This is a genomic window from Parerythrobacter aurantius (assembly GCF_045291475.1).
Classification (GTDB): Bacteria; Pseudomonadota; Alphaproteobacteria; order Sphingomonadales; family Sphingomonadaceae; genus Parerythrobacter; species Parerythrobacter aurantius.
On record NZ_CP147985.1, the window covers coordinates 477,890 to 503,801 of the forward strand.

Here is a 25,912-nt window from a genome sequence, read left to right on the forward strand (position 1 = left end):
GGACGCAGGCCATGAACGAAGCTTCCTTCGCCTCTCTCAACCCGAGCCTGCTCGCCCGCAAGGGCGGAGCCAAACCGGCCATGCGGCCGCAACTGACGCCGTTGAACCCGGCCGGCAGCAACGTCGCCGCCAATCTCGAGGATCTCGGCTGGAACGACATGGGTGACGATGCCGACGATGCATCGCACCATCACGGGCAGGTGCTCCACCTGACGCCGGAACCCGCCAACGAAGCCGCCGAGGCCGAATCGCGTGCCGTCGATCGCGCCTCGCAGGATGCGCTGGTAACCCGCGCCCCGGTCGAAGTGCATCGCCAGCAGGCTGAGATTGCCCAGCGCGTGGCAACCGCCGTGCCGACCCCGATCCGGTCCGCCCCGGCCCCGCGCCGCTCCGCTTTCGATCGCGGCAAGCGCGCCGCCTTCACGCTCCGGCTCGACGAGGGTCGCCATCTCAAGCTGCGCCTGCTCAGCACCATCCAGGGCAAGAGCGCGCAGCAGATCGTTACCGACGCACTCGACGCCCTGCTCGACGGCATGGCCGACATCGAATCACTCGCCGCCCAGGTCAAGCGGCGCTGAGAACCACCTTCGAAGGGGGAAAACCAATGGCTCGCATGAACCGTAACGCCGCGCTGGCTCTTTCGACCGCTCTCGGGCTGGTCGCGCTGGGCGGATGCACCGCACAGGGCGCCCCGCGCGCCGATGTGTCGGCGGGCAAGGCCCAGGTCGCGCTGCAGCGCGGCGATAGCGACAGCGCCATCGCCAGCGCCGAGGCCGCTGTCCTCGCCGAACCGCGCAATGCGTCCTATCGCGCCATGCTCGGTGCAGCCTACCTCAATGCCGGCCGCTTCCAGTCGGCCGCGACCTCATTCGACGACGCCATGAAGCTGGGCGACACCTCACCACGCACGGCGCTGGGCTTCGCCCTCGCCGCCATCGGCAAGGGCGACAACCGCGCCGCACTTGCCGTGCTGGAAGACTGGCGCGACGAAATTCCCGCCGCCGACCTCGGCCTCGCCACGGCGCTGGCCGGACGGGCCGATCGCGGCGTGCAGATTCTCGGCAATGCGCTGCGCGCCGGCGAGAACACTCCCAAGCTGCGCCAGAACCTGGCCTATGCCTATGCCCTGCAGGGCAACTGGCAGGCGGCCCGCGTGATGGCGGCGGAAGACCTCACCGGCAGCGCACTCGATGCGCGGATCACCGAATGGGCGATGATGGTGGGTCCCGAGGATCACCAGCAGCGTATCGCCGGCCTGCTGAACGTGCCGGTTCGCGCCGATGCCGGTCAGCCGATGCAGCTCGCGCTCAACGCCGATCCGGCCGCACAGCAGGTCGCCGCGGAAGCGTCTGCGATCGACAGCCCCTTCGTCCGGGCGGGTGAACTGCCCCCGACCGAAGGGTTCATCGCCGCTGTCCCGACCCCGGTTCGCGAGCTTCCGCCGATCGACGGTGTGCCCGTGGGCGGCCCGGTGGTGCAGCCGGCCCCCAAGGTCGCCGCAGCCGCTCCGCCGGTACGCGCGCCCGAAACCTTCCAGGATGCCTTCAGGGCCGATGCGCCTGCCGGGGCATCGATTGCCGAGGTTGCGGCCAGTGCCATCAAGTTTGTCTCGAGCCCGGTCGTGCAGGCCGCACCGAGCCGTGCCGGCGCCGCGCCGGCGCCGCGTGCAAAGGACAGCGTGGTTGCCCGCAAGCTCTCCGCCGACGGGTCGCACCTGATCCAGCTCGGCAGCTTCAGTTCCGAAGCCGGCGCCCGCCGCGCATGGGGCATCTATGCCCAGCAGTATCCGGAACTCGCCAACTACAAGATGGTCATCACCGAGGCCAAGGTGCGCGGCAAGATCTACTTCCGCGTTTCGGCCGGCGGTTTCGAACTCGCGTCGGCGAGCAGCATGTGCGGCAAGGTCCGCGCCAAGGGCCAGGGCTGCATCGCCTGGGCCGACGGCAAGCCGCTGCCCGGCGCGACCGACAAGGGCTATCGCCTGGCCAGCCGCTAAGGCAGCCTCCTGAGGAATATCGGAAGACCCCCCGGGTAATCCCGGGGGGTTTTTCGTATCAGGCCGCCGCTGCCGCGTCTGCTTCGACCCCGCCCTTGAAGACGCGCAGCACCCTGCCCTGCATCGGTTGGCCATGGAACGGCGTATTGCCTGCGCTCGCCGCCATGCGCTCGCGCAGGACGATCCACGGCTTGTCGGGGTCGACGATAGCGATATCGGCTTCGCTCCCTTCCGCCAGCCTGCCGGCCTCCACGCCCAGCAATGCCGCGGGATTGGTGCAGAGCAGTTCGACCGCCCGTTCGATGCCGATCACCCCGTCGCGCACCAGGGTCAGCGTGCAGGACAGCAGCGTCTGCGCCCCCGCCATGCCCGGGGCCGCATCGGCGAACGGCAGGCGCTTGTCCTCCGGCCCGCGCGGATCGTGCCCGCTGGCGATGACGTCGATGGTGCCGTCGCCGATGGCCTCGATCACCGCCTGGCGGTCCGCTTCCGACCGGAGCGGCGGCGACAGGCGGGCGAAGGTGCGGAAATCGCCCGTCGCGAGGTCCGACAGCATGAAATGGGCAGGCGTCACCCCGGCTGTCACGGCGACCCCGCGGGCCTTGGCTTGGCGGACCAGATCGAGCGCGGCGCGGGTCGTCACCTGGCGCAGGTGCAGGCGCGCACCGCTCATTTCGGCAAGCGCGATGTCGCGGGCGGCAGCCAGAGCCTCGGCTTCGGCCGGCGCACTCGGCAGCCCTAGGCGGGTCGCCATTTCGCCGGCGGTGGCGGCGGCTTCCCCGGCAAGTCCGCCGTCTTCGGCATGGCTCACCACGACCAGGTCCAGCATTGCGGCATATTGCAGCACCCGCAGCATCACGCCGCTGTCGGCAATCCAGCCGCGACCCGTGGCAATGCCCCGGGCGCCCGCATCGCGCATCAGGGCGAATTCCGCGAGATCGGTCCCGTCGAGCCCCCGCGTCGCGGCGGCGAGGGGGTGGACCCACAGGTCCGGCTTGCCGCTCTTGGCGATGTAGGAAACCCGGCTCGGCAGGTCGAGCGGCGGCGACTGGTCGGGCATCAGCGCGGCCCGGGTGATCCCGCCAAAATGGAACGCCGGCTTGTCGATCGCAAATACGCCGAGATCGACGAGACCGGGGATGACAAGTTTCCCACCGGCATCGATTGCCCGGTCGCCGTCTTCCGGCGCGTGCTGGCCGATGGCGAGGATGCGGCCCTGCGCACAGGTGAGCGCGCCTTCGACGATCCCCTGCGGCGTGACCAGTTTCCCGTTGGTGACGGCCAGGCGGTGCTGCTGCCTCATACCCATTGCCCCCGGCCAAGGTCGCTTTGCCACCCGGCGACGCCGCGCGCCTTGCGGGTCAGGATGTCGAGGCAGGCCATGCGCACCGCCACGCCCATTTCGACCTGCCGCGTGATGATCGAACGGTCGATCATGTCGGCAACGTCGCTGTCGATCTCCACGCCGCGGTTCATCGGGCCCGGATGCATCACCAGCGCATCGGGGGCACAGCGCTCCATCCGCGCCTTCGTCAGCCCGTAGAGATGGTGGTATTCGCGCGCCGAGGGGATGAACTGGCCGCTCATCCGTTCGTTCTGGAGGCGCAGCATCATCGCCACGTCCGCCCCTTTCAGCGCCGCATCGAAATCGTGAAACGCGACGGCCCCCATCCGCTCGATCCCCACCGGCATCAGCGCCGGCGGCGCACAGACCCGCACGGTCGCGCCGAGCGCCTGCAGGCACAATATGTTCGAGCGGGCGACGCGGCTGTGCAGGATATCGCCGCAGATCGTGACGGTGAGCCCGGTGAAGTCGTCGGCGCCCTCGCCCCGCTCCTCCAGCGCATGGCGCAGGGCCAGGGCATCGAGCAGGGCCTGCGTCGGGTGTTCGTGCTGCCCGTCGCCGGCGTTGAGGACCGGGCAATCGACCTTGCTGTCGATCAGGTCCACCGCCCCGCTGCTGCCGTGACGGATGACGATCGCATCGGCGCGCATCGCATTCAGCGTGATCGCAGTATCGATCAGCGTCTCGCCCTTCTTCACGCTCGATTGCGCGGCGTGCATGTTGACCACGTCCGCGCCCAGCCGCTTGCCGGCAATCTCGAAGCTGAGCAGCGTGCGAGTGCTGTTTTCGAAAAAGGCGTTGATGATGGTCAGGCCGCCGAGCAGGTCGCAATGCTTGTCGCTCTGGCGGTTGAATTCGACCCACTGCTCGGCCTCGTCGAGCAGGTAGAGGATTTCGTGCCGTTCGAGCTGGGCGATGCCGGTCAGGCTGCCGTGCGGAAAGGCCTGTCCGCCCGCTGGATAGCGGCCGGAAGCCGGGGTGTTGCCGTCGCTTGTCATTAAAGCCGAGCCCTTAGTCGAGCCCGGTCGCACCCTCAAGCGGTTTCCTGTGGCACGGCTGCCCGCGACTGCCTATGTCGCCCTTGCACAACAAGAGGGTTCGGCACCGCAATGTCATTCGCGCGCAAGGTCTGGAAGCTGCTGGTCGGGATCAAGGACGGTCTCAGCCTGCTGTTCCTGCTGCTGTTTTTCACCCTGCTGTTCGGCGTGTTGACCGCCCGGCCCGGACCGGCGCAGATCCAGGGCGGCGCGCTGCTGCTGGCGCTCGACGGCGTCGTCGTCGAGGAAAAGAGCGTCATCGATCCGGTGCAGGCCTTCCTCAGCGGCACGGCGCCGACCGGCGAATACGATGTGCAGGATATCGTCCATGCGATCGACACGGCTGCGCGCGACGAACGGATAAAGGTCATCGTGCTCGACCTGTCGCGCTTCCTCGGCGGAGGCAGCGTCCATCTGCAGGATATCGGCGAGGCACTCGACCGGGCGCGCGCAGCGAAGAAACCGGTGCTGGCCCATGCCATCGGCTATGGCGACGACGGCTTGCGGCTTGCCTCGCATGCGAGCGAAGTCTGGCTCGACCCGCTTGGCGGCGCAGTGGTGATGGGCCCGGGCGGCAACAGGCTCTATTACGGCGCCCTGCTCGACCGCTTCAGGATCAACGCCCGGATCTACAAGGTCGGGACCTACAAATCGGCGGTCGAACCCTATGACCGCAGCGACATGTCGCCCGAAGCCCGCGAGAATGCACAGGCGCTCTATGGCGCGCTGTGGGAAGAGTGGCAGGCCCAGGTGCGCAAGGCGCGGCCCAAGGCGGATATCGCCCGGGTAACGCGCGAACCCGCGCAGTGGGTGGCGGCCAGCGGCGGCGATCTCGCCCAGGCGGCGCTCGCCGCCGGGCTGGTGGACAAGCTCGGCAGCTCCGTCGCCTTCGGCAACAGGGTCGCCAAGCTGGCGGGGCAAGACCCGATGGACCAGGCCCCGGGCGCCTATCTCCACACCGGGCTCGACCCGTGGCTGGCGGGCAATCCGCGCGACACAGCCGGAAAACCCATCGGCGTCATCACCATCGCCGGCGAAATCCTCGACGGCGAGGCGGGCCCGGGCAGCGCCGGGGGCGACCGCATCGCCCAGCTGCTCGACGAAGCACTCGACGACGATCTGGCGGGCCTGGTGGTGCGGGTCGATTCCCCGGGCGGATCGGTTATGGCGAGCGAAGTGATCCGCGAAGCGATCGAGCGGCACAAGGCCCGCAAGATCCCCGTCGCCGTCTCCATGGCCAATGTCGCGGCGAGCGGCGGCTACTGGGTCGCGACACCGGCGGACCGGATATTCGCCGAGCCGGAAACGATCACCGGCTCGATCGGCATATTCGCGGTCATCCCGACCTTCGAAGGGCTGGCGGCCGAATACGGCGTCGGGTCGGACGGGGTGCAGACCACCCCGTTGACCGGCCAGCCCGACCTGGTCGGCGGCTTCACGCCCGAGGTGGACGCCATCCTGCAAAGCTCGATCGAAAATGGCTACGCCGATTTCCTCGCACGGGTGGCGCAGGCCCGCGGCATGACCCCGGCCCGCGTGGATACGATCGGCCAAGGCCGCGTCTGGGATGGCGGAACCGCCCGGCAGATCGGGCTCGTGGATCAATATGGCGGCCTCGACGAGGCGCTGGCCTGGGTCGCGGGGAAGGCCAAGCTGGGCCGGGGAGATTGGCATGCGCGATACCTCGGCACGCAGCCGCCGGCCTATGACAACATCTTGCGGTCCCTGCTGCTCGACGAGGAAGCCGCCGGGGAACGTACCGGCGATGTCTTCGGCATGATCGCCTCGCACCAGCGGTCGCTGCTGGGACAGGCCGAGGCGGATCTCGCCCGGCTGGCGCGCGGGAGCGGGATGCAGGCCTACTGCCTTTCCTGCCCTATCCAGCCGCGCGCCGCCGCTGCCGCTGCCGCAGGGCAGGATGGCGGCTGGCTGAAGGGCCTGCTGCGCTTTTTGGCAGAGTAGGTGCTTGTCAGGCGGTCCGCGCTTGCGTAAAGGCCCGCCCCTGTCCGGCGGATTGACCCATCCGCCCATGAAACGGACGGGCGCGTAGCTCAGCGGTAGAGCACACCCTTCACACGGGTGGGGTCACAGGTTCAATCCCTGTCGCGCCCACCAGTTTCAGCCAGACAAAACCGTCTGGGGGACGGTTTTGCGCTGAAACTCCCGAGCGTAAGCGAAGGGTCTGTGCCCTCCTCGGCAGACTAACCCTGCGCCATCAGCGTCCCGCGCCCGATTACCTGGGCCTGGATTTCGCCCGCGCCTTCGAAGATGTTGAGGATGCGCGCGTCGCACAGCACCCGGCTGATCGGGTATTCGAGCGCATAGCCGTTGCCGCCGTGGATTTGCAGGGCGTTGTCGGCATTGGCCCAGGCGACGCGGGCGGCAAGCAGCTTGGCCATGCCCGCCTCGATATCGCAGCGCTCGCCCTTGTCCTTGTGCCGGGCGGCGGAATAGGTCAGCTCGCGCGCCATGACGAGTTCGGCGACCATCACGGCCAGCTTGTCCGAGACGCGCGGGAAAGCCAGCAGCGGTTTGCCGAACTGCTTGCGGTCGAGGGCATATCCGAGGCCGAGGTCGAAGGCGTTCCAGCCGACCCCGATGGCGCGGGCGGCGGTCTGGATGCGGGCCCCTTCGAAAGTGCGCATCAGCTGCTTGAAGCCCTGCCCCTCGCTGCCGCCGAGAAGGCCATCGGATGCGACCGCAAAGCCGTCGAAACCGAGCGCATATTCCTTCATCCCGCGATAGCCAAGCACCTCGATCTCGCTCCCGTCGATGCCCGGGTCGGGGAACGGGACAGCGTCGCTGCCGCGGGTCTTTTCAGCCAGCAGCATGGACAGCCCGCCATAGCCGGGCGTCGCGGGATCGGTGCGGCACAGCACCGTCATCAGGTCGGCGCGGGCGGCGTGGGTGATCCAGGTCTTGGCCCCGGTAATCGTCCAGCTGCCGTCTGAATGGCGCACGGCACGGGTGCGCACCGACGCGAGGTCGGAGCCGGTATCGGGTTCGGTGAAGACTGCGGTCGGCAACACCGCTCCGTCCGCGATGCGCGGCAACCAATAGGCCTTCTGTTCGGCCGTCCCGTTTTCGCCGATCAGCTCGCCCGCGATCTCGGACCGTGTGCCGAGCGAGCCGGCGCAAATCCAGCCGCGCGAAAGCTCTTCGGAAACGAGACACATGGCCGCCTTGCCCAGCCCCAGCCCGCCGAATTCCTCGGCAATACAGACCCCGAAGACGCCGAGCCGCGCCATTTCGTCCACGACATCGAGCGGGATCAGCGCGTCGGCAAGATGCCACGCTTGCGCGTGCGGCGCGATCCGGTCGGCGGTGAAGCTGCGAAACTGTTCGCGGATCAGGTCGAGCGTGTCGTCGCCGAAAGCCTCGTCGGGGATCGCGCCCTCTGCCAGCAGTCCTGCCAACCGGGCGCGGGTCTCGGCCGTGTTGCCATGGGCCATCAACCGTCCGGCTGCGGCATCGGCCTGCAAGCGAGCGGCGGCGTCGGCAATCCCCAACTCGGACGGACGGACGTATTCGTTCTGGCTCATCGGCACGGCGCTGGCGAGCTGGTGCAGATATTCGCCGAAGCCAACCCGCAGCGCCAGTTCCTCCACTTCGCCGAAGCGACCGGCCTTGTGCGAGCGCGCGGCCCAGTCGGCGCAGGCTTCGAGCGCGGCGACCGTCGTCCCGATCCAGGCGAAGCCGTGCACCAGCCGCTGGTGACGTTCGAGCAATACGGGATCGGGCATACCGCCGGGCGCAACGACCCCGGCCACCGCGATCCGCGCCGTTTCCCGATAGTCCTTCGCCGCCGTGCAGGCGCCTTTTGCGGTGTCGATCCATTCGCTCATGGCCGATGGCCTAGCCTTTCGGTTTGCAGAACTGAACCTGTTTCACGCGGCGTCGCGCGCGCCGGGTCATTTCCGCCTCGACGCTGAAACTGCGCGGTCGCTGGTCCCACTCCCCTTCGGCAAAGACGACGAGGTCGCAAGGGGCGGTGTCGTCGGCGGCGTAGCGATCCCATGCCTCGTGGATCATGTCGGGCGGGCCGAACACGCGAACCGCGTTCCAGTAGCGATCGTCGCGGAAGCCGACGAAGTGGACGAGGCAGTCCTTAGCCGGCGCGTCGCCGCGAGGGCGGGACAAGGGGATTTTCCATCGGGACATCGAAGCGCTCGATATACCCCTGCATTCGCTCGCGCACCATGGCGGGGGAAAGGCCGAACATTTCCAGGCTGTAGTTGTGCGGATGACGTTTCAGCGCGCGTGCACGGTCGAGATAGCTTGCCATGCCCGGCAGGGCAGGCTCGATATCGAGTTCGAGGAAGCGATAGACCCGCTCCATGGTGCCGCGCCAGTCTCGTTCCACGTCCTCGTACTGCACGTCGATCATGCGTTCGGACGCGATATGCTCGCGCGCGGCCATCATGCGTTCGACCTGGAGCTGCGACTTGCGCAGCCATTCGCGGCCGATCTCGTTCGCATCGGCGTGGTCGGAGTAGATGATCGTCTGGTTCCAGGCGAGCGAGGCGGCGCTGCCGACCACCTGCTGCGGATCGCGGTGGGTGAAGATCAGCCGCGCATCGGGAAACACCTCGAGCAGCGCAGGCAGGTCGAGCATGTGCTGCGGGGTCTTGAGGATCCACGGCCGCAGGGTCGAGGCCTGCTGGCTCCAGCCGACCAGCCGCAACTGGTCCGCCAGATAGCGATAGGCCGGTGTGGCATCGGTTCCCTCGCACCAGGCGGCATAGCTCGGCACGTGCCACTGGGCCTCGTGCTTCATGCCGTAAAGGCTGGCGCAGAGCAGCCCAAGCTCTTCCTCGGGCTCGAAGGGCCCGGTCGGGTGGATCGAGAGCGTGCGCGGATTGGCGAGCCGGGCGACGCGCATGATCCGCTTGGCCAGGACCGGACGGAAGTCGTCCTTCTCGCCTGCCATGACGGCCTCGAAATCCTGCCGCGGGACCGGGCTGATGGTTTCGAAACTGCGCATGTGGCTGAAGCGGCGGTCGGCGGCGAGCAGGCGGTGCAGGCGCGTGGTGCCCGACCGCATCGGGCCGACGATGACCACCGGTCGCTTTACGGCCCGCTCCAGGATTTCGGGATGGCGGCTCATCCACCATTCGGACAGCAAGCGGTGCATCAGCACCTGCTCGAAATAGAGCATGGCCGAAAAATCGCCCGCCGCATTGAGGCGCGCCTCGTCGCGGACGGCATCCAGCAGCACATCGAACGGCTGGTGGAACCACGGGTCGCCGAAATCATCGAGCCCGATTTGCGCGGCCGCCTGTTCGAGCAGGTAGTCCTTTTCCAGCCGGGCCGGGCGCATCCGTCCGAGTGCACGCCCGGCGCGGATCACGCGGTCGGCGACCGAAATGAACGGTGCGCGGCGTGGCGGCGCGCTGGAAGTGTTTCTCAAGTTCGCCGCCCCTGTCCCCTGTGGCCGCAACCGGTGTGCAAATGCTTCTATTCCTTTGCCTTCAGCGCACAAGGGGGCGCGCGGTTCCGGTCACCGGCCATTTGCCCACTGGCAATCGCGCATGGGGCGAGGCATAGGCGCGGCCATGCACGATATTCGCCAGATCAGGGACAATCCCGAAGCTTTCGATGCCGCCCTCGCCCGCCGCGGGCTCGAGCCTGTGGCAACATCGCTCGTCGAACTCGACGAACGCCGCCGCGCCGCCGCGACGCGGGTGCAGGAAGCGCTGGCCCGCCGCAACGAAGCCTCGAAGCTGATCGGCGCGGCGATGGCCAAGGGCGACAAGGATGGCGCCGAGGCGCTCAAGGCCGAAGTCGCTGAGCTGAAGCATACGCTGCCCGCGATGGAAGAGGAAGAGCGGACGCTCAACGCCGAGATGGAAGGCAGGCTAGCGATCATTCCCAACCTCCCCGCCAACGACGTGCCGCAGGGTGCGGGCGAGGAAGACAATGTCGAGGTCAGCCGCTGGGGCACCCAGCGCGACTTCGCCTTCACGCCGCAGGAACATGCCGATATTGGCCCGGCGCTGGGCATGGACTTCGAAACCGGCACGGCGCTCAGCGGCGCGCGTTTCACCTTCCTGCGGGGCCAGATGGCGCGGCTTCATCGGGCCATCGCGCAGTTCATGCTCGACACGCAGGTGGACAGGAACGGCTACACCGAATGCAATCCGCCGGTGCTGGTCAACGATGCGGCGATGTATGGCACCGACAAGCTGCCGAAGTTTGCCGAGGATAGCTTCCGCACCACCGACGGGCGCTGGCTCATCTCGACCAGCGAAGTCAGCCTGACCGCCTCGGTCGCCGACCAGATCCTGCCCGACCTGTCGCAGCCGATCCGCCTCACCGCCCACACGCCGTGCTTCCGCAGCGAGGCCGGCGCGGCGGGCAAGGACACGCGCGGCTTCATCCGCCAGCACCAGTTCGAGAAGGTCGAGCTGGTCAGCATTTGCCGGCCCGAAGACAGCGAGGCCGAGCACGAGCGCATGACAGGCTGTGCGGAAGGCATCCTGCAGGCGCTCGACCTGCCCTATCGCAAGGTGCTGCTGTGCACCGGCGACATGGGCTTCGGTGCGCGCAAGACCTATGACCTCGAGGTTTGGCTCCCCGGCCAGGGCGCTTATCGCGAGATCAGCTCGTGCTCGAACACAGGCGACTTCCAGGCTCGCCGCATGAATGCGCGCTATCGCCCGGAAGGCGAGAAGAAGACCGCCTTCGTCCACACCCTTAACGGCTCGGGCCTCGCAGTCGGGCGCACGCTGGTGGCGGTGCTGGAAAACTACCAGCAGGAAGACGGCAGCGTGACCGTGCCCGAAGTGCTGCTGCCCTACATGGGCGGTCTCACCAGGCTGGAGCCGGCAGCTTGATGCGCATCCTCCTTACCAATGACGACGGCATCCACGCCCCCGGCTTCGCAGTGCTGGAGGAAATCGCCCGCAGCCTTTCCGACGATGTCTGGGTTTGCGCCCCGGCGGAGGAGCAGTCGGGCGCGGGCCATTCGCTGACGCTGCATCACCCCGTCCGGCTGCGGCAACTGGGCGAGAAGCGCTATTCTGTCACCGGCACCCCGACCGACAGCGTCATGCTGGCGCTGCGCACTGTGCTGGAGGACCAAAAGCCCGACCTGATCCTGTCGGGGGTCAATCGCGGCGCGAACCTTGCCGACGACATCACCTATTCCGGCACCGCCTCGGCGGCCATGGAAGGCGCGCTTGCCGGCATCCGCTCGATCGCGCTCAGCCAGGTTCTCGAACGCGACACCGATCACGAACCCTTCGCGGCGGCGCGGTCCTTCGGCGCCAAGGTGGTCGGCAAACTGCTCGATGCGCCATTCGGCGACCGCACCTTCATCAATGTCAATTTCCCCCCGTTGCCAGCCGAAAAGGTGAAGGGAATCCGCGCCGTACGACAGGGTTTCCACGACTATTCGCGCGGCAGCGTGGTCGAGGGGCGTGACCCGCGCGGGCTGACGTATTACTGGTTCGGGCTCTACGCGATCGAGCACACGCTCGATCACGGGACCGACCTGGAAGCCATCGACGAGGGATTTGTGTCCGTGACGCCCCTGCAGCTCGACCTGACCCAGCATTCGCTGCTTTCCGCAATCGGCGAGCGGTTCGACTGATGCGGCGCGCGGCGCTCCTCCTGCTCGCGGCTCCCTTGCTGCTGGCCGCCGCCGATCCCGCGACCGAGACAGAACACAAGGTAGCCGAGGGCGAGACCCTTTCCGGCATCGCCGAGCGCGCCGGGGTGCCGGCCGCTGTCATCGCCGCAGCGAACGGGATCGCGGAGCCCTATTCCGTGCGTGTCGGCGAAGTGCTGGTGATACCGCGCCAGCGCACCCACACCGTGAAGGATGGGGAGACCGCGCTTTCCATCGCCCGTCGGTACCGCGTGCCGTTCGAGAATATCGCCGTGGCCAACGGGCTCGACACCAAGGGAAGCGTCAAGGCAGGTCAGCGGCTCATCATTCCAGCCGTGATCGCACCCCGGCAGGCTGCCCGCCGGACCATCCCGGCGGCGCCCTATTTCCGCTGGCCGCATGACGGCAAGGTGCTCGCGGGCTTCGGCAAGGGGCACGACGGCATCGATATCGACGTCAAGGTGGGCGATATGGTGCGCGCCTCGGCCAGCGGGACGGTGATCTTCGCGGCGGAGGAAAAGACCCGCTTCGGCCGGCAGGTGCTCATCGATCACGGCAACGGCTGGCAGACATCCTACGGCCACCTGTCGCGCATCACGGTCAAGAAAGGCGATGTCGTCAAGGCCGGGGAACGGATCGGCATTGCGGGCGACGCGGGCACAGCGACCCGGCCCGAACTGCATTTCGAAATCCGTCACAAGGGCGAGGATGTCGATCCTGCAAGCAAACTGCCCGCGCGGGGCAAATAGGCTTCGGCCTCCTATGCGGACATGAGCAGGCAGTACGGACAAGCAAGGCCATTAAAGGGCAAGACTTCGCGGTCGGCGAGGCTGCAACCCTTGCGCCGGGCGGTGCGCGTGCCCGTCTGGGGTGATATCGCGATCCGGCTGGGGCTCGCGTTCTTCCTCATATTCATGGTCGTGATGATCCACTGGTGGGACCGGGCGGGCCTCATCGACCACCACGATGGCGAGATCAGCTTCCTCGACGTGGTCTACTTCACCATGATCTCCGTCACCACCACCGGTTTCGGCGACATTGCGCCGATAAGCGACCGCGCCCGGCTGATCGAAGCGGCCATCGTTACGCCTGTGCGGATAGCGGTGCTCTTCATCTTCATCGGCACGGCCTACACCTTCGTCATCAAGCGCAGCTGGGAGAAATGGCGCATGGCACGCATCCAGAAGCAGCTTTCCGATCACATCATTGTGCTCGGCTACGGCGTCTCGGGTTCCGAAGCAGTCGCCGAGCTGGTCGAACGCGGTACCGATCCTGCCTGTATCGTGGTGATCGATCCCGGCGAGGAGCGGCTGCGCGAGGCAGAGAAGCTCGGCTGCAATGTCATGGCGGGCGACGGCACGCGCGACGAGACGCTGCAGGCGGTCAGGATTGACCGGGCGCAGACAGTGCTGGTGTCCGCCGGGCGCGACGACACGTCGATCCTGATCGTACTTACGGTCCGTCATCTTGCCCCTTCGGTGCCCATCAGCGTTGTAGTCCGCGCGAGCGATAACGAATTGCTGGCCCGACAGGCCGGTGCCGACAACGTGATCAATCCGGTGCGCTTTACCGGCCTGCTGCTGGCAGGCAGCGCCAAGGGTGCCCATATCGCCGAATACATGGCCGATCTCGCCAGCGTCAGCGGCCGGGTGCAATTGACGGAACGCGCGGTCGGGCCGGAGGAAGTGGGCAAACCGTTGTCCGAAAGCTGCGGCCGAGGCATCGGCCTGCGTATCTATCGCGACGGCAAGGCGCACGGCTACTGGGAGGGTGAGTGCGCCGCCTTGCAGGAAGGCGATGTCATCGTCGAGGTGATCCCGACCGACAATGGCGATTGATCCGCGCCTGCGCGGTCGCCGTCAGTTCATCAGCGCGAAAACGCCGCCCATGGCAGCCATGCCCAGCACGAAGTGCCCCGCATCGATCGCGAACAAAGTCCCGCTCTTGCGCTGGTAGAGGTAGTTGATCCCGATCGCCGGAGTCATCACGAAGGCCCCGAAGCCGATCGAGATCATCATGATCGCCCGGTCGCTTGCCCCCGTCATGGCGAACTGGTGGGCGAGGACCAGTGCGATCAGCAATTCGAACGCCAAGGTCAGGCCGAGAATCAGGGCCATGTTGCCGCCCTTGACCTGCTCGTCACTCAGCCCCGCCGCGCGCTGCCACGCCTTGCCGAACAGCACGCCGTACCAGATCGCCCCAACCACGAAGAAGGCCAGCGCCGCCAGCACGATCGTCAGCAGGTTCATGTCACCCATCGTCACGTCCTCCCTGCGGCGGGGGATAGCGCAAACGGCCGCACAGGTGTAGGGGGCGCGCCGACATGTCCATCACCACTACCGCAATCCCCGATCAGAAGAAGGTCGGCATGGTTTCCCTCGGCTGCCCCAAGGCGCTGGTCGATAGCGAGCGCATCCTCACGCGGCTGCGCGCCGATGGTTACGCCATGTCCGCCGATTATGCCGGCGCGGACGTGGTGCTGGTCAACACCTGCGGCTTCCTCGACAGCGCCAAGGAAGAAAGCCTTGCCGCCATCGGCGAAGCGATTGCCGAGAACGGCCGCGTCATCGTGACCGGCTGCATGGGCGAGGAAGCCGATGCGATCCGCGCCGCGCATCCGAGCGTGCTCGCGATCACCGGGGCGCACCAGTACGAAGCGGTGGTCGAGGCAGTGCACACCCACGCGCCGCCGTCGCAAGGTCCGTTCATCGACCTGATCCCGCAACCGGATGTGAAGCTGACGCCGCGCCACTACAGCTACCTGAAGATTTCCGAGGGCTGCAATCACTCCTGCGCCTTCTGCATCATCCCGCAGCTACGCGGGAAGCTGGCCAGCCGCAGGATCGACGCGGTGCTGCGCGAGGCGGAGAAGCTGGTTGCGGCGGGGACGAAGGAACTCTTAGTCATTAGCCAGGACACCAGCGCCTATGGTGTCGACACGCGCCACGAGACGCGGACATGGAAGGGCCGCGAAGTCCGCGCCCACATGACCGACCTTGCCCGCGAACTCGGCCAGCTGCGCACGCCTGAAGGCGAACAGCCCTGGGTCCGCCTGCACTATGTCTACCCCTACCCGCATGTCGATGCGGTCATCCCGCTGATGGCCGAGGGCTTGCTGACGCCCTATCTCGACATCCCGTTCCAGCACGCCAGCCCCAGCGTCCTGCGTGCCATGAAGCGCCCGGCGAACGAGGCCAGGGTGCTCGAACGGCTGAAGAGCTGGCGCGAGATCTGCCCCGACATCGCCATTCGCAGCAGCTTCGTCGTCGGCTTCCCGGGCGAGACCGAGGACGATTTCCGCTACCTGCTCGACTGGCTGGAGGAGGCACAGCTCGACCGCGTCGGCGCGTTCCGCTTCGAACCGGTCGAAGGCGCGCAGGCAAACACCCTGCCCGATCCAGTGCCCGAGGCCGTCAAGGAAGAACGCTACGCCCGGGTCATGGAAGTGACCGAGCGCATCAGCGCCGCCAAGCTCGCGGCCAAGGTCGGCAAGGCGATCCCGGTCATCATCGACGAGGTCGGCGAGCCGGACGAGGACGGCGACATCGGCGCGACCGGTCGCAGCCAGGCCGACGCGCCCGAGATCGACGGAGCGGTCTACCTGCGCAATGTGCCGGCCACGCTCGGCGCGGGCGACATCGTCGAGGTCGAAATCGAGGACGCGGACGCGCACGACCTGTTCGGCGTAATTCGGTGAGGTCGCTGCGACACCATCGCGTTTGTGACGAAACGTCGGCGGGCTTGCGTCGTTAGTCCGGCATGACCCTGTCCATCACCGCCACGCTGCGTTTCAACGCCCCCCACAGGGTCGACTGCCTGCTCCAGTGCGAGGCGGCCATCACGGCAGAGCAGCGCATCCTCTCCGGCGTCACTACGCTTCCCGCGGCCGTCCCGATCACGCGCGTTGCCGCGCAGGACGGGGTGGGCGAACGGTTCTGGATCAGCCCCGAAGGCGATGTCACCATCACCTACGAGGCGGAGGTCGAGGTAACCCGGAAAGCGGTCGATTTCGATACCCTGCGCCAGCTCGAAAAGCCGGACCTGCCGGGCGAAGTCACGCAGTACCTGTTCGACAGCCGCTATTGCGCCGCGGAAAGCTTCCAGCCCTTCGTCGATAGCGAGTTTCCCGGCCTCGTCGGCGGGGGGCGCATCGGTGCGATGCGTGACTGGGTGGCGGAACACTTCAGCTATGTCCCCGGTGTCAGCGGGGCGCATACCACTGCGCGCGACAGTTTCGTCGAGCGGCGCGGGGTATGCCGCGACTATGCCCATGTGCTGGTCGCATTTGCCCGCGCCGCCGGCATCCCGGCACGCTATGCCAGCTGCTACGCCCCCGATGTCACGCCGCAGGATTTCCACGCCATTGCCGAGGTTTTCCTCGACGGCGGAGAAGGCGGGCGCTGGGTTCCGGTCGATGCCACGGGAATGGCCGACCCCATGGCGACGGCGCTGATCGGCGTCGGACGGGATGCGGCGGATGTCAGCTTCCTCACCAGTTTCGGCTTCGTCCAGTTCGACGGGCACGAGGTGACGGTCGAACGAAGCTGATGCCTGAATAGCTATGCGCGGCTCTGGCATGGGGCGCGCCGCACTGGTAGCGTGCCCGCGGTATCGACTGGAGAGGCGCCACCGCATGAGTTTCACTGCCGACCGGCTGCTGTTGTTCGGGGCCACGGGCGACCTGTCGCAGCGAATGCTGCTGCCCTCGCTCGCGGCACTGCATGCCGATCACCTTATCCGCGACGACCTGCGCATCATCGGCACCGCGCGGTCCGAAATGGACGACGAGGGCTTCCGCACCTTCGCCCGCGAGGCGCTGGAGAAATTCATGCCGGCCGAGCGGCGCGCCGACCTCGACGGGTTCCTGGCTCGGCTCAGCTACCAGCCGCTCGATGCCACCGCCCTCGCCGGATACGAGGCGCTGGCCGCCAAGGTCGGGAAGGGAAGCAGCGGCGAGGACGGCGGGCTCGCAATCTTCCTGTCCACCGCGCCGAGCCTGTTCGAGCCGACAATCGCCGGGCTGCAGCACGCGGGCCTCGCCGGGCGGGACGTGCGCATCGGGCTCGAAAAGCCGCTCGGCACCTCGCTCGAGACCAGCTGCGAGATCAACGACGCCGTCGCCGCCGCCTTCAGCGAGGACCGAACCTTCCGCATCGACCATTACCTGGGCAAGGAAACCGTCCAGAACCTGATGGCGCTGCGGTTCGCCAATATCCTGTTCGAACCGATTTGGAATTCGAACTACATCGAGCATGTCCAGATCACCGTCGCCGAAACCGTCGGGCTGGAAGGGCGGGTGGCGTTCTACGACGATGCCGGCGCGCTTCGCGACATGGTCCAGAACCACATGCTGCAATTGCTGGCACTGGTGGCGATGGAGCCGCCGACCGATTTCGACGCTACCGCGATCCGCGACGAGAAGGTCAAGGTGCTGCGCGCGCTGCGCAAGGTCGAAGGCGGCGAGACCGTGACCGGCCAGTATCGCAGCGGCGCCGTGGGCGGCAATGCTGTGCCCGGCTACGACGAGGAACTGGGCAAGGGCTCGGGCACCGAAACCTTCGTCGCGATCAAGGCCCATGTCGACAACTGGCGCTGGAAGGGCGTGCCCTTCTACCTGCGCACCGGCAAGCGGCTGCCCGAACGGGTTACCGAGATCGTCATCCAGTTCCGCTGCATCCCGCATTCGATCTTTGGTTCGAAGGGGGCAACGACCAAACCCAACCGCCTCGTCATCGGCATCCAGCCCGACGAGAACGTCACATTGCATGTCATGGCGAAAGTGCCGGGCCTCGACCGCGAGGGCATCCGCCTGCGGCAGGTCCCGCTCGACATCGCCATGCCCGATGCCTTCAGCGGCACGACCCGCCGCATCGCCTATGAACGGTTGCTGCTGGACCTGATCGAAGGCGACCAGACGCTGTTCGTGCGGCGCGACGAGGTCGAGGCCCAGTGGGACTGGGTCGATGCCATCCGCGCTATCTGGGATGCCAATGCGATCACGCCCAAGCCCTACAATGCAGGCACTTGGGGCCCAAGCGCGGCCATCGCGCTTGCCGAACGCGACGGGGTGAGCTGGCATGACGAGTAACCTCAACGACACCATCCACCGCATCACCCGGCGCGTGATCGAACGCTCGAAGCCGACCCGCGACGCCTATCTCGCCCTGATGGACCGCGAGGCCGACCGCGCGCCCGATCGCAGCCAGGTCAGCTGTTCCAACCTCGCCCATGCCTATGCCGGGGCGCTGGAGGACCAGGCGACGATGAAAGCGGGCAGCGCCCCCAATATCGGCATCGTCACCGCCTACAACGACATGCTTTCGGCCCACCAGCCCTACGGCCGGTACCCGGAACGGATGAAGATCTACGCCCGCGAAGCCGGGGCCACGGCGCAGGTCGCGGGCGGCACCCCGGCGATGTGCGACGGGGTGACGCAGGGCGAGGACGGGATGGAGCTCTCGCTGTTCAGCCGCGATGCCATCGCCATGGCGACCGGCGTCGCGCTGAGCCATGCGATGTACGACGGTGTCGCCGCCCTCGGCATCTGCGACAAGATCGTGCCCGGCCTGCTGATGGGCGCGTTGCGGTTCGGCCACCTGCCGACGATCTTCGTGCCCAGCGGCCCGATGCCGAGCGGGGTCGCCAACAAGGAAAAGCAGCGCATCCGCCAGCTCTATGCCGAGGGCAAGGTCGGGCGCGCCGAACTGCTGGCGAGCGAGATGGGCAGCTATCATTCGCCGGGCACCTGCACTTTCTACGGCACCGCCAACTCCAACCAGATGATGATGGAGATGATGGGTCTGCATATCCCGGGCGCGGCGTTCGTGCAGCCGGGCACGAAGCTGCGGCAGGCGCTCGACCGGGCGGCGGTGCACCGGTTAGCCGCTCTGACCGGGTCGAGGGATCGCAGCCTTGCCCGCTGCGTCGACGAGAAGGCGATCGTCAACGCCGCCATCGGCCTGCTCGCCACAGGCGGTTCGACCAACCATGCGATCCATATCCCGGCGATGGCGCGCGCGGCGGGTATCGTGTTCGACTGGACCGATCTTTCCGAGCTTTCGCACGCCGTGCCGCTGATCGCGCGGGTCTATCCTAACGGCGCGGGCGACGTGAACCATTTCCACGATGCGGGCGGCATGGGCTACGTCATCGGCGAATTGCTCGAAGCCGGCCTCGCCCACCGCGACATCGCGACGGTCTGGGATGGCGATCTGTCGGCCTATGCGCTGGAGCCGGGGCTGGACGAGGAGACGCTGGTGTGGCGTGCCATCGGCGCGAGCGGCGACGAAACCATGCTGCGTCCGCCGTCCGATCCGTTCAGTCCTGACGGCGGGATGCGGCTCGTCCAGGGAAATTTGGGCCGCGGCTGCTTCAAGACCAGCGCGGTGGAGGAAGCCCGCTGGACCATCGAGGCCCCTTGCCGCGTGTTCGAGGACCAGACCGATGTCATCGACGCGTTCAAGCAAGGCGAACTCGACCGCGATGTCGTGGTCGTGGTGCGCTTCCAGGGCCCGCGTGCCAACGGCATGCCGGAACTCCACAAACTGACCCCGCCCTTGGGCGTTCTGCAGGATCGCGGCTACCGCGTCGCGCTCGTCACCGACGGGCGCATGTCCGGCGCCAGCGGCAAGGTGCCCGCGGCGATCCATGTCACGCCCGAGGCGCTCGGCGGCGGCCCGCTGGCAAAGGTGCGCGATGGCGACATGGTCCGGCTTTGTGCCACCACCGGTGAGCTTTCGACCACCGCCGATCTCGCTTCCCGCGAAGCCGCACCCGATCCGCAGGCCGCGTGGGGCGTGGGTCGCGAGATGTTCTCCATGTTCCGCCTACACGCCGACAGTGCAGAGAAAGGCGCGAGCCCGATGCTCGCGGCAGCAGGGCTATGATGGAAGTCGTCGCAGTCGATATCGGCGGAACCCACGCTCGCTTCGCCATCGCCCGCATCGCCGATGACGGCGCGATCACGCTGGGCGAGCCGGAGACGCTCCACACGGTCGATCACGCCAGCTTCCAGACCGCGTGGGAGGATTTCCGCGAGCGGCAGGGCGGTTCCCTGCCCCGTGCCGTCAGTATGGCGATTGCCGGGCCGGTGGGCGGCGACGTGATCCGCTTCACCAACAATCCGTGGATCATCCGCCCGGCGCTGGTGCGGGAAAAGCTCGACGTCGACCGTTACACCATCGTCAACGATTTCGAGGCGGTCGCCCATGCCGTGGCGCGGGCGAGCGAGGACCAGTTCATCCACCTGACCGGCCCCGACAAGCCGCTGGCGCCGACCGGCCGGCTGAGCGTTCTCGGCCCGGGTACCGGCCTCGGCGTGGCGCATCTCTACCGCGAACCCGACGGTCGCTACCGTGTTTCCGCCACCGAGGGCGGCCATATCGACTTCGCCCCGCTCGACCAGATCGACGATGCGATCCTCGCCCGCCTGCGCAAGCGGCATACCCGCGTCTCGGTCGAGCGCGTGGTGGCAGGGCCGGCTATTTCCGACATCTACCAGGCGCTCGCCGCGATGGAGGGCCGCCCCGTTGCCGAAGAAGACGACATCGCCATCTGGACCCGCGGGCAGGACGGCAGCGACAGCCTCGCCGCAGCGGCGGTCGACCGGTTCTGCATGTCCCTGGGCAGCGTGGCCGGCGATATCGCGCTCGCACAGGGCGGCTTCGGCGGCGTCGTGATTGCCGGCGGCCTCGGCTACCGCATCCGCGACACACTGCTCACATCGGGCTTTGCCGAACGCTTCAAGGCCAAGGGGCGGTTCCAGGAATTGATGGCCTCGATCCCGGTCAAGCTGATCGTCCATCCGCAGCCCGGCCTGTTCGGCGCCGCTGCCGCCTATGCCTCCGAACACGGGAAACCCGCCGCATGAAACCTATCGAAGCCATCATGCGCACCGCGCCGGTCATTCCCGTGATCGTGATCGACGACGTTGCCGACGCCGTGCCGCTGGCCCAGGCGCTGGTGGCGGGCGGGCTGCGCGTGCTCGAAGTCACCTTGCGCACCCCCGCCGCGCTCGAGGCGATCGCCGCGATGAAGCAGGTCGAGGGGGCCATCGTCGGGGCGGGCACAGTGACCAATGCGGCCGAACTCGATGCCGCGCTCGCGGCGGGCAGCGAATTCATCGTCTCGCCAGGCCTCACCGAACCGCTCGGCAGGGCGGCGATTGCGGCAGGCGTGCCCTTCCTGCCCGGCACCGCCAATGCGGGCGACATCATGCGCGGCCTCGACTTCGGCCTCACGCACTTCAAGTTCTTCCCGGCCATGGCGGCGGGCGGGCTTCCGGCGCTGAAGGCGCTAGCCGCCCCGTTCGGCCAGTGCCTGTTCTGCCCGACCGGCGGGATCAGCGAAGCGACCGCGCCCGAATGGCTCGCCTTCGATCCCGTGTTGTGCGTCGGCGGCAGCTGGGTCGCGCCGCGAGAGCCCACCGACTTCACAGCCATCGAGGCTTCGGCCCGGGCGGCCATGGCGCTGGCGGCATGAAGTCGGTCGCCGATCTTCGCGACCGGCTCCAGCACCTTCATGCCCGCACGGCGGAAACCCCGCTGTTCAATCCCGTCTTCCAGCTCTCGCTCGACCTGTCGCGCGAGCTGGAGTCGGGCGAGCTGAACCTCGACCAGGTCGAGGGCATGATCTGCGAGCTGGAGACGCTAGCCCTGCAAGACCGCGCCGCGCGCACCCGCCGCCTGCTCGACCTGCCCCGCACCGGCGAGGCCCGGCTCGGCCCGGCGTTCAAGGACTTCGGTGCCTTTCGCGAACATTGGGAGCAGCCGCGCCTCCACGCTGTCTTCACCGCGCACCCGACGTTCCTGCTGACGCCCGAGCAGGCGCAATCGCTGGCCGGGGCGATCGAGGGCGACGGCAGCGTTGCCGACACCGCCTGCACGCTGACCGAGGACCGGCCAGCCGTCACCCTCGCCTATGAACACGCTCGGGCGATGCGAGCCATCGGCCATGCGCAGGATGCGCGCAACGACATCGTCGCGCGGCTGCTGTCTCGAGCCGCAGTCCAGTGGCCCGATCGCTGGCGCGACCTGAGGCCCCTGCCGTTCCGTTTCGCTACCTGGGTCGGCTACGACATGGACGGGCGGACCGATATCAAGTGGTACGATTCGATCGGCTTCCGCCTCGCCGAGAAGGCCCAGCGCCTGCGCCGCTACGTCGCACGGCTCGAAGGCATCGACAGCGGGCACAGGCTGCTGGCCACGCTAAACCCCGCCCTCGCCTATGCCGAAGCGCGGGCGGAGGATTTCGCGCAGGACCTGTCCGAGCCGGTCGACCTGTCGGATGCCGCCAACCGCTTGACGGCTGACCACGAGCACAAGCTGCTGACCCTCGCCCCGCTGATCGGAGCGCTGGAGGATGAAGCACTGACGGCACCCGAGGCCCGCGCGATCAAGCTGAAGGTGCTGGCCGCCGCCATGCGCGCCGACGGCCTCGGCATGGGGTGGATCCATTTCCGGGTGAACGCCAAGCAGCTGCACAACGCCATCCGCCGCCGTATCGAAGGCGGCGATACGCTCGACATCGGCAGCCGCGGTGCGCTGGCGGTGCTGCGCAAGATGGTGCGCGAGGTGCAGCCGAAACGCGCCAATTTCGGCGCGCTCGCGATCGAGGCCTCGACCGCGATCCGCCAGTTCCTCGCCATGGCGCAGATCCTCCACCACATCGATGCCGACGCGCCGATCCGCATGCTGGTGGCGGAATGCGAACAGCCTTCGACCGTCATGGCGGCGCTCTATTTCGCCAAGCTGTTCGGGATCGCCGACAAGGTCGATGTCTCGCCGCTCTTCGAGACCGAGGCAGCGCTTGAACACGGCGGGCGGTTCCTCGACGCGCTTTTGCAGGAGGACGAGTACCGCGCCTATGCCCGCACGCGCGGGCGGGTGTGTATCCAGACGGGCTTCAGCGATGCCGGGCGCTTCGTCGGCCAGCTTCCTGCCAGCCTCGCCATCGAGCGGCTGCAGGGGCGGATGGCCGATGCCATGCGTGCCAACGCGATGAGCGATGTCGCCGCGCTGGTGTTCAACACCCACGGCGAGAGCATGGGCCGCGGGGCGCATCCGGCGAGTTTCCGCGACCGGCTCGAATGGCCGCTCTCGCCCTGGGCGCGGGCCCGCTTCGCGCGCGGCAATATCCGGCTGGAGCCCGAAGCCAGTTTCCAGGGCGGCGACGGCTATCAGTTCTTCGAGACCCCGGCGCTGGCGCTTGCCACGCTGGAACAGATCGCCGACTACGAATGGACCGAGCACGCCCCCACCGAGCCAGACCCCTTCTACACCCGCACCGACCTCAGCCTCGATTTCTATCGCGCCATACGGGCCGAGCAGCGCGACCATCTCGAAAGCGCGACCTATTCGCGGGCGATTACCGCCTTCGGCCTCGGCATGCTCAATTCGACCGGCAGTCGCGTCAGCCGCCGCCAGAGCGATATTTCCGCCGACCGCAGCATGAACCTGCGGCAGATCCGCGCCATCCCGCACAATGCCATCCTGCAGCAATTGGGCTATCCCGTGAACGTCATCGCCGGGATCGGCGCGGCGGCCCAAGGGAATGAGGAAGAGCTCGCACAATTGATTCAATCAAGCCCGCGCGGGCGGCAATTGATGCGGCTGGTGCGCAATGCCAATGCGCTCGCCAGCATCAAGACGGTCGCCGCCTATGGCGAGCTGTTCAACAGCGCCTATTGGGCCAGCCGGACCTATCGCGGGACCGAGGAAGGGCTGTCCGATGCCTGCCAGGCGCTGGCCGATTACCTGACCAAGGACGATCGCAACGGCGTGTTCCGCCGGCTGGTGAGCCGCCTGCGCGTCGATGCGCTCAAGTTCCACCGCCTGCTCGACCTGCTGCCGCCCGAGGACCCGATGCCCGAGCGCGAAGCCACGCGCCGCACCATCGGCGTGCTGCAGGCGTTGCGGCTGGCGCTGTTCCAGCACATGTTCCTGCGCGCGGTCTCGATCCCCAGCTTCAGCAGGGCCAACGACATCAGCCGCGACGACGTGCTGGAGATGGTCTTCACCCTGCGGGTCGATGATGCGCTGGCGCAAATGCGCCGCGCCTTCCCCACCAGCTTCCCCAAGCTGGACGATTTCGCGCTCGACGAAGCCAGCGACTGGCCCGACGACGAGGGTGAGGGCTATGCCGCGATCGGGCGCAATTTCATCGACCCGATAGAACGGGCGCATTCGCTGTCGCTGCGGATCACCACCGCCATCGCCAATCATTTCGGCGCCCACGGCTAGCGTTAAGGATTGCGCCGCGCCCGTCCAAATGCGGGACGCGGCGTGCGTGCGGCTGGATTGCGTCAGCCAACGCGGGCATACGGGGCACCATGAACCCGATGATCAAATGGATTGGCGGCGCGACGGCGGCCGCGGTTTTCGTCCTCGGCGGCGCGACGCTGGCGAGTTCGATGATGGGCGGCGAGACGAAGCCGGTAGCCAAGGCCTCGCTTGAGGAAGCGATCCCGGTCGATCCGGCCAAGGTTGCGGGCTCGGCCAAGCCGGCCAGTGCTGCGCAGACCCCTGCGGCGGCCAAGCCGGATGACGGCTTCGTCGTCAAGCGCATCCTGCCGATAGAAGGGCCGATCAAATACGGCGAGTGGTTCTGGGACGACAAGGACGTGCCCTCCGGGCCGATCGTGATGACCGTGGACCTGCAGGCGCGTGTCATCTCCGTGTTCAAGGGCGGGTACGAGATCGGCACAGCCGCCGTCCTGCTCGGTACGGACGAACATCCTACCCCGCTCGGCGTCCATCCGATCCTCTACAAGCAGAAGGACAATGTGTCCGAGAAATACGGCAATGCGCCGATGCCCTATTCCATGTTCCTGACGACCGATGGCGTTGCGTTGCACGGGGCCGATGTCGAACTGGGCTTCGCCAGCCACGGCTGCGTCGGCCTGCCGACGGATTTCGCCGCGAAGATATTTGCCGTCGCCAGCAAAGGCGACAAGGTCATCATCACTGATGGCGAAACCATGGGGATGGGCGACAAGATCATCTGACCCGTCACGCCGGACGGCGCGGCGGTTCGCGGGTTACGCGGTATCCGTCATCGAGGCGTTCGATCAGCGCGCCGCCGAGATTGACCTTGCTGCCTGTCGTGCCGAGCCTGTCGCGGACAAGCGCGATGACCTCGCCCATGACAAGCCGGAGTCCGAGCGCCTTCGCTGCCCGGACCAGAAGGCGCGCCTGGGTATCGGCGACCGGCGTGCACGGCACACTGACCTCGTCCGTCGCCACCCGGGCGCCTTCATCCCACGCCAAGGTCGCAATTGCGTCGAGCGCCGCCTCGGCCTCGGCAAGGTGCAGGGCCGACCGTGCAATGGCTTGCGGATCCAGCCAGTCGGACTGCGCCAGCGCGCGGCGGATCCGCACACGGTCGAACCTCGGATCCTCGTTGCTCGGATCGCTGGCGTAGCCGATCCCGCAATCTTCCACTATCTGGCGTAACTCGGCCCGCCGGAAGCCGAGCAGCGGGCGGATAACCGGGATGCGGCTGTCCCCGAACCACATGGTCCCGCGAATGCCGCCGAGACCCTGCAAGCCCGCGCCGCGATTGAGACGCATGAGGACGGTTTCCGCCTGGTCGTCGGCATGATGGGCAGTGGCAACCGCGCCGAGCTGTCTCCGCTTCGCCCAGTCCATCAAGGCCGCGTAACGCGCATCCCGCGCTTGGTCCTGCACATTGCCTTCGGCCACATCCACGCGGAGGATTTCGCAGCGCACGGCCAGCAGCTCGCACTGCGCCTGCACCAAGGCACATTCGTCCGCAGCCTCCGGCCGCAGGCCATGATCCACCGCCGCCACCTCGATCTCGCCGGCCAGTGCCTGGTGGGCGAGCAACAGCATTGACATCGAATCGGGGCCGCCGGACACGGCAAGGCCGAGAGGCGCGGCAGCGTGTAGTCCGGCCAGTGCGGA

The 25,912-nt window shown here is 67.5% G+C and carries 22 protein-coding genes and 1 tRNA gene; 16 read left to right on the forward strand and 7 right to left on the reverse strand.

The window, feature by feature from the left end; all coding sequences use genetic code 11:
- The first annotated feature begins 11 nt into the window (after window positions 1–11).
- Both WAB17_RS02415 and WAB17_RS02420 read left to right on the forward strand, forming a co-directional pair.
- Window positions 12–578: a hypothetical protein gene (locus tag WAB17_RS02415; protein WP_435418448.1), complete on the forward strand. Its 567-nt coding sequence runs from the start codon at window positions 12–14 to the stop codon at window positions 576–578.
- 26 nt (window positions 579–604) lie between these two features.
- Window positions 605–1,996 (forward strand): SPOR domain-containing protein, encoded by a 1,392-nt coding sequence (locus WAB17_RS02420; RefSeq protein ID WP_435418449.1) that lies wholly within the window; start codon window positions 605–607, stop codon window positions 1,994–1,996.
- Window positions 1,997–2,054: 58 nt separating this feature from the next.
- Here the strand turns inward: WAB17_RS02420 and WAB17_RS02425 are convergent, their stop codons facing one another.
- Window positions 2,055–3,299, reverse strand: coding sequence for a dihydroorotase (locus WAB17_RS02425; RefSeq protein ID WP_435419318.1), 1,245 nt, complete (start codon window positions 3,297–3,299; stop codon window positions 2,055–2,057).
- The gene (locus WAB17_RS02430) at window positions 3,296–4,339 is read right to left on the reverse strand and encodes an aspartate carbamoyltransferase catalytic subunit (protein ID WP_435418450.1); all 1,044 of its coding nucleotides are present in this window, start codon (window positions 4,337–4,339) and stop codon (window positions 3,296–3,298) included. Before WAB17_RS02430 ends, WAB17_RS02425 begins: the two co-directional genes overlap by 4 nt.
- Before the next feature lie 111 nt (window positions 4,340–4,450).
- Here WAB17_RS02430 and sppA point away from each other — a divergent pair, with 111 nt between their 5' ends.
- Both sppA and WAB17_RS02440 read left to right on the forward strand, forming a co-directional pair.
- Entirely contained in the window at window positions 4,451–6,340 is a 1,890-nt protein-coding gene (sppA, locus tag WAB17_RS02435) for a signal peptide peptidase SppA (protein WP_435418451.1), read from the forward strand.
- Window positions 6,341–6,418: 78 nt separating this feature from the next.
- Window positions 6,419–6,493 (forward strand) — tRNA-Val (locus WAB17_RS02440).
- Window positions 6,494–6,579: 86 nt separating this feature from the next.
- Here WAB17_RS02440 and WAB17_RS02445 read toward each other — a convergent pair.
- Genes WAB17_RS02445 through WAB17_RS02455 form a run of 3 tightly spaced genes read right to left on the reverse strand, consistent with a single transcriptional unit; the run spans window position 6,580 to window position 9,788 of the window.
- Window positions 6,580–8,223 carry an acyl-CoA dehydrogenase family protein gene (locus WAB17_RS02445; protein ID WP_435418452.1) on the reverse strand — a complete coding sequence of 548 codons (1,644 nt, stop codon included), beginning with the start codon at window positions 8,221–8,223 and terminating at the stop codon, window positions 6,580–6,582.
- A gap of 10 nt (window positions 8,224–8,233) precedes the next feature.
- Window positions 8,234–8,518, reverse strand: a complete 285-nt coding sequence (locus WAB17_RS02450; RefSeq protein ID WP_435418453.1) for a hypothetical protein — start codon at window positions 8,516–8,518, stop codon at window positions 8,234–8,236.
- Window positions 8,487–9,788: a sulfotransferase family protein gene (locus WAB17_RS02455; RefSeq protein ID WP_435418454.1), complete on the reverse strand. Its 1,302-nt coding sequence runs from the start codon at window positions 9,786–9,788 to the stop codon at window positions 8,487–8,489. The genes WAB17_RS02450 and WAB17_RS02455 overlap by 32 nt, the downstream gene beginning before the upstream one ends.
- 145 nt (window positions 9,789–9,933) lie before the next feature.
- Between WAB17_RS02455 and serS the strand changes: the two genes are divergently transcribed.
- From serS to WAB17_RS02475, 4 genes are read left to right on the forward strand one after another with little or no spacing between them, the layout of a single operon-like run.
- Entirely contained in the window at window positions 9,934–11,214 is a 1,281-nt protein-coding gene (gene serS, locus WAB17_RS02460) for a serine--tRNA ligase (protein ID WP_435418455.1), read from the forward strand.
- Entirely contained in the window at window positions 11,214–11,972 is a 759-nt protein-coding gene (gene surE / locus WAB17_RS02465; protein WP_435419319.1) for a 5'/3'-nucleotidase SurE, read from the forward strand. Before serS ends, surE begins: the two co-directional genes overlap by 1 nt.
- Window positions 11,972–12,739: a peptidoglycan DD-metalloendopeptidase family protein gene (locus tag WAB17_RS02470; protein ID WP_435418456.1), complete on the forward strand. Its 768-nt coding sequence runs from the start codon at window positions 11,972–11,974 to the stop codon at window positions 12,737–12,739. Before surE ends, WAB17_RS02470 begins: the two co-directional genes overlap by 1 nt.
- Before the next feature lie 21 nt (window positions 12,740–12,760).
- On the forward strand, window positions 12,761–13,828 hold the full coding sequence (locus WAB17_RS02475; RefSeq protein WP_435418457.1) for a potassium channel family protein: 1,068 nt from the start codon (window positions 12,761–12,763) through the stop codon (window positions 13,826–13,828).
- 21 nt (window positions 13,829–13,849) lie between these two features.
- On the opposite strand, the gene WAB17_RS02480 is transcribed toward WAB17_RS02475, so the two are convergent.
- On the reverse strand, window positions 13,850–14,248 hold the full coding sequence (locus WAB17_RS02480) for a DUF1761 domain-containing protein (RefSeq protein ID WP_435418458.1): 399 nt from the start codon (window positions 14,246–14,248) through the stop codon (window positions 13,850–13,852).
- Between the two features lie 65 nt (window positions 14,249–14,313).
- Here WAB17_RS02480 and rimO point away from each other — a divergent pair, with 65 nt between their 5' ends.
- The 8 genes from rimO (at window position 14,314) to WAB17_RS02520 (ending at window position 24,993) form a co-directional block, all read left to right on the forward strand.
- A complete protein-coding gene (gene rimO / locus WAB17_RS02485) occupies window positions 14,314–15,687 on the forward strand; it encodes a 30S ribosomal protein S12 methylthiotransferase RimO (RefSeq protein ID WP_435418459.1) in 1,374 nt (457 codons plus the stop codon).
- 62 nt (window positions 15,688–15,749) lie between these two features.
- Complete coding sequence (locus WAB17_RS02490; protein ID WP_435418460.1) at window positions 15,750–16,538, forward strand: transglutaminase-like domain-containing protein; 789 nt, start codon at window positions 15,750–15,752, stop codon at window positions 16,536–16,538.
- Window positions 16,539–16,623: 85 nt separating this feature from the next.
- Window positions 16,624–18,078, forward strand: coding sequence for a glucose-6-phosphate dehydrogenase (gene zwf / locus WAB17_RS02495; protein WP_435418461.1), 1,455 nt, complete (start codon window positions 16,624–16,626; stop codon window positions 18,076–18,078).
- Complete coding sequence (gene edd / locus WAB17_RS02500; protein ID WP_435418462.1) at window positions 18,068–19,876, forward strand: phosphogluconate dehydratase; 1,809 nt, start codon at window positions 18,068–18,070, stop codon at window positions 19,874–19,876. Before zwf ends, edd begins: the two co-directional genes overlap by 11 nt.
- A complete protein-coding gene (gene glk / locus WAB17_RS02505; protein ID WP_435418463.1) occupies window positions 19,873–20,859 on the forward strand; it encodes a glucokinase in 987 nt (328 codons plus the stop codon). The genes edd and glk overlap by 4 nt, the downstream gene beginning before the upstream one ends.
- A complete protein-coding gene (gene eda / locus WAB17_RS02510; RefSeq protein ID WP_435418464.1) occupies window positions 20,856–21,470 on the forward strand; it encodes a bifunctional 4-hydroxy-2-oxoglutarate aldolase/2-dehydro-3-deoxy-phosphogluconate aldolase in 615 nt (204 codons plus the stop codon). The genes glk and eda overlap by 4 nt, the downstream gene beginning before the upstream one ends.
- Window positions 21,467–24,229, forward strand: coding sequence for a phosphoenolpyruvate carboxylase (locus WAB17_RS02515; protein WP_435418465.1), 2,763 nt, complete (start codon window positions 21,467–21,469; stop codon window positions 24,227–24,229). The genes eda and WAB17_RS02515 overlap by 4 nt, the downstream gene beginning before the upstream one ends.
- A gap of 89 nt (window positions 24,230–24,318) precedes the next feature.
- On the forward strand, window positions 24,319–24,993 hold the full coding sequence (locus WAB17_RS02520) for a L,D-transpeptidase family protein (RefSeq protein ID WP_435418466.1): 675 nt from the start codon (window positions 24,319–24,321) through the stop codon (window positions 24,991–24,993).
- 4 nt (window positions 24,994–24,997) lie between these two features.
- On the opposite strand, the gene tilS is transcribed toward WAB17_RS02520, so the two are convergent.
- On the reverse strand, window positions 24,998–25,867 hold the full coding sequence (tilS, locus tag WAB17_RS02525) for a tRNA lysidine(34) synthetase TilS (RefSeq protein ID WP_435418467.1): 870 nt from the start codon (window positions 25,865–25,867) through the stop codon (window positions 24,998–25,000).
- Window positions 25,868–25,912: the final 45 nt, after the last annotated feature.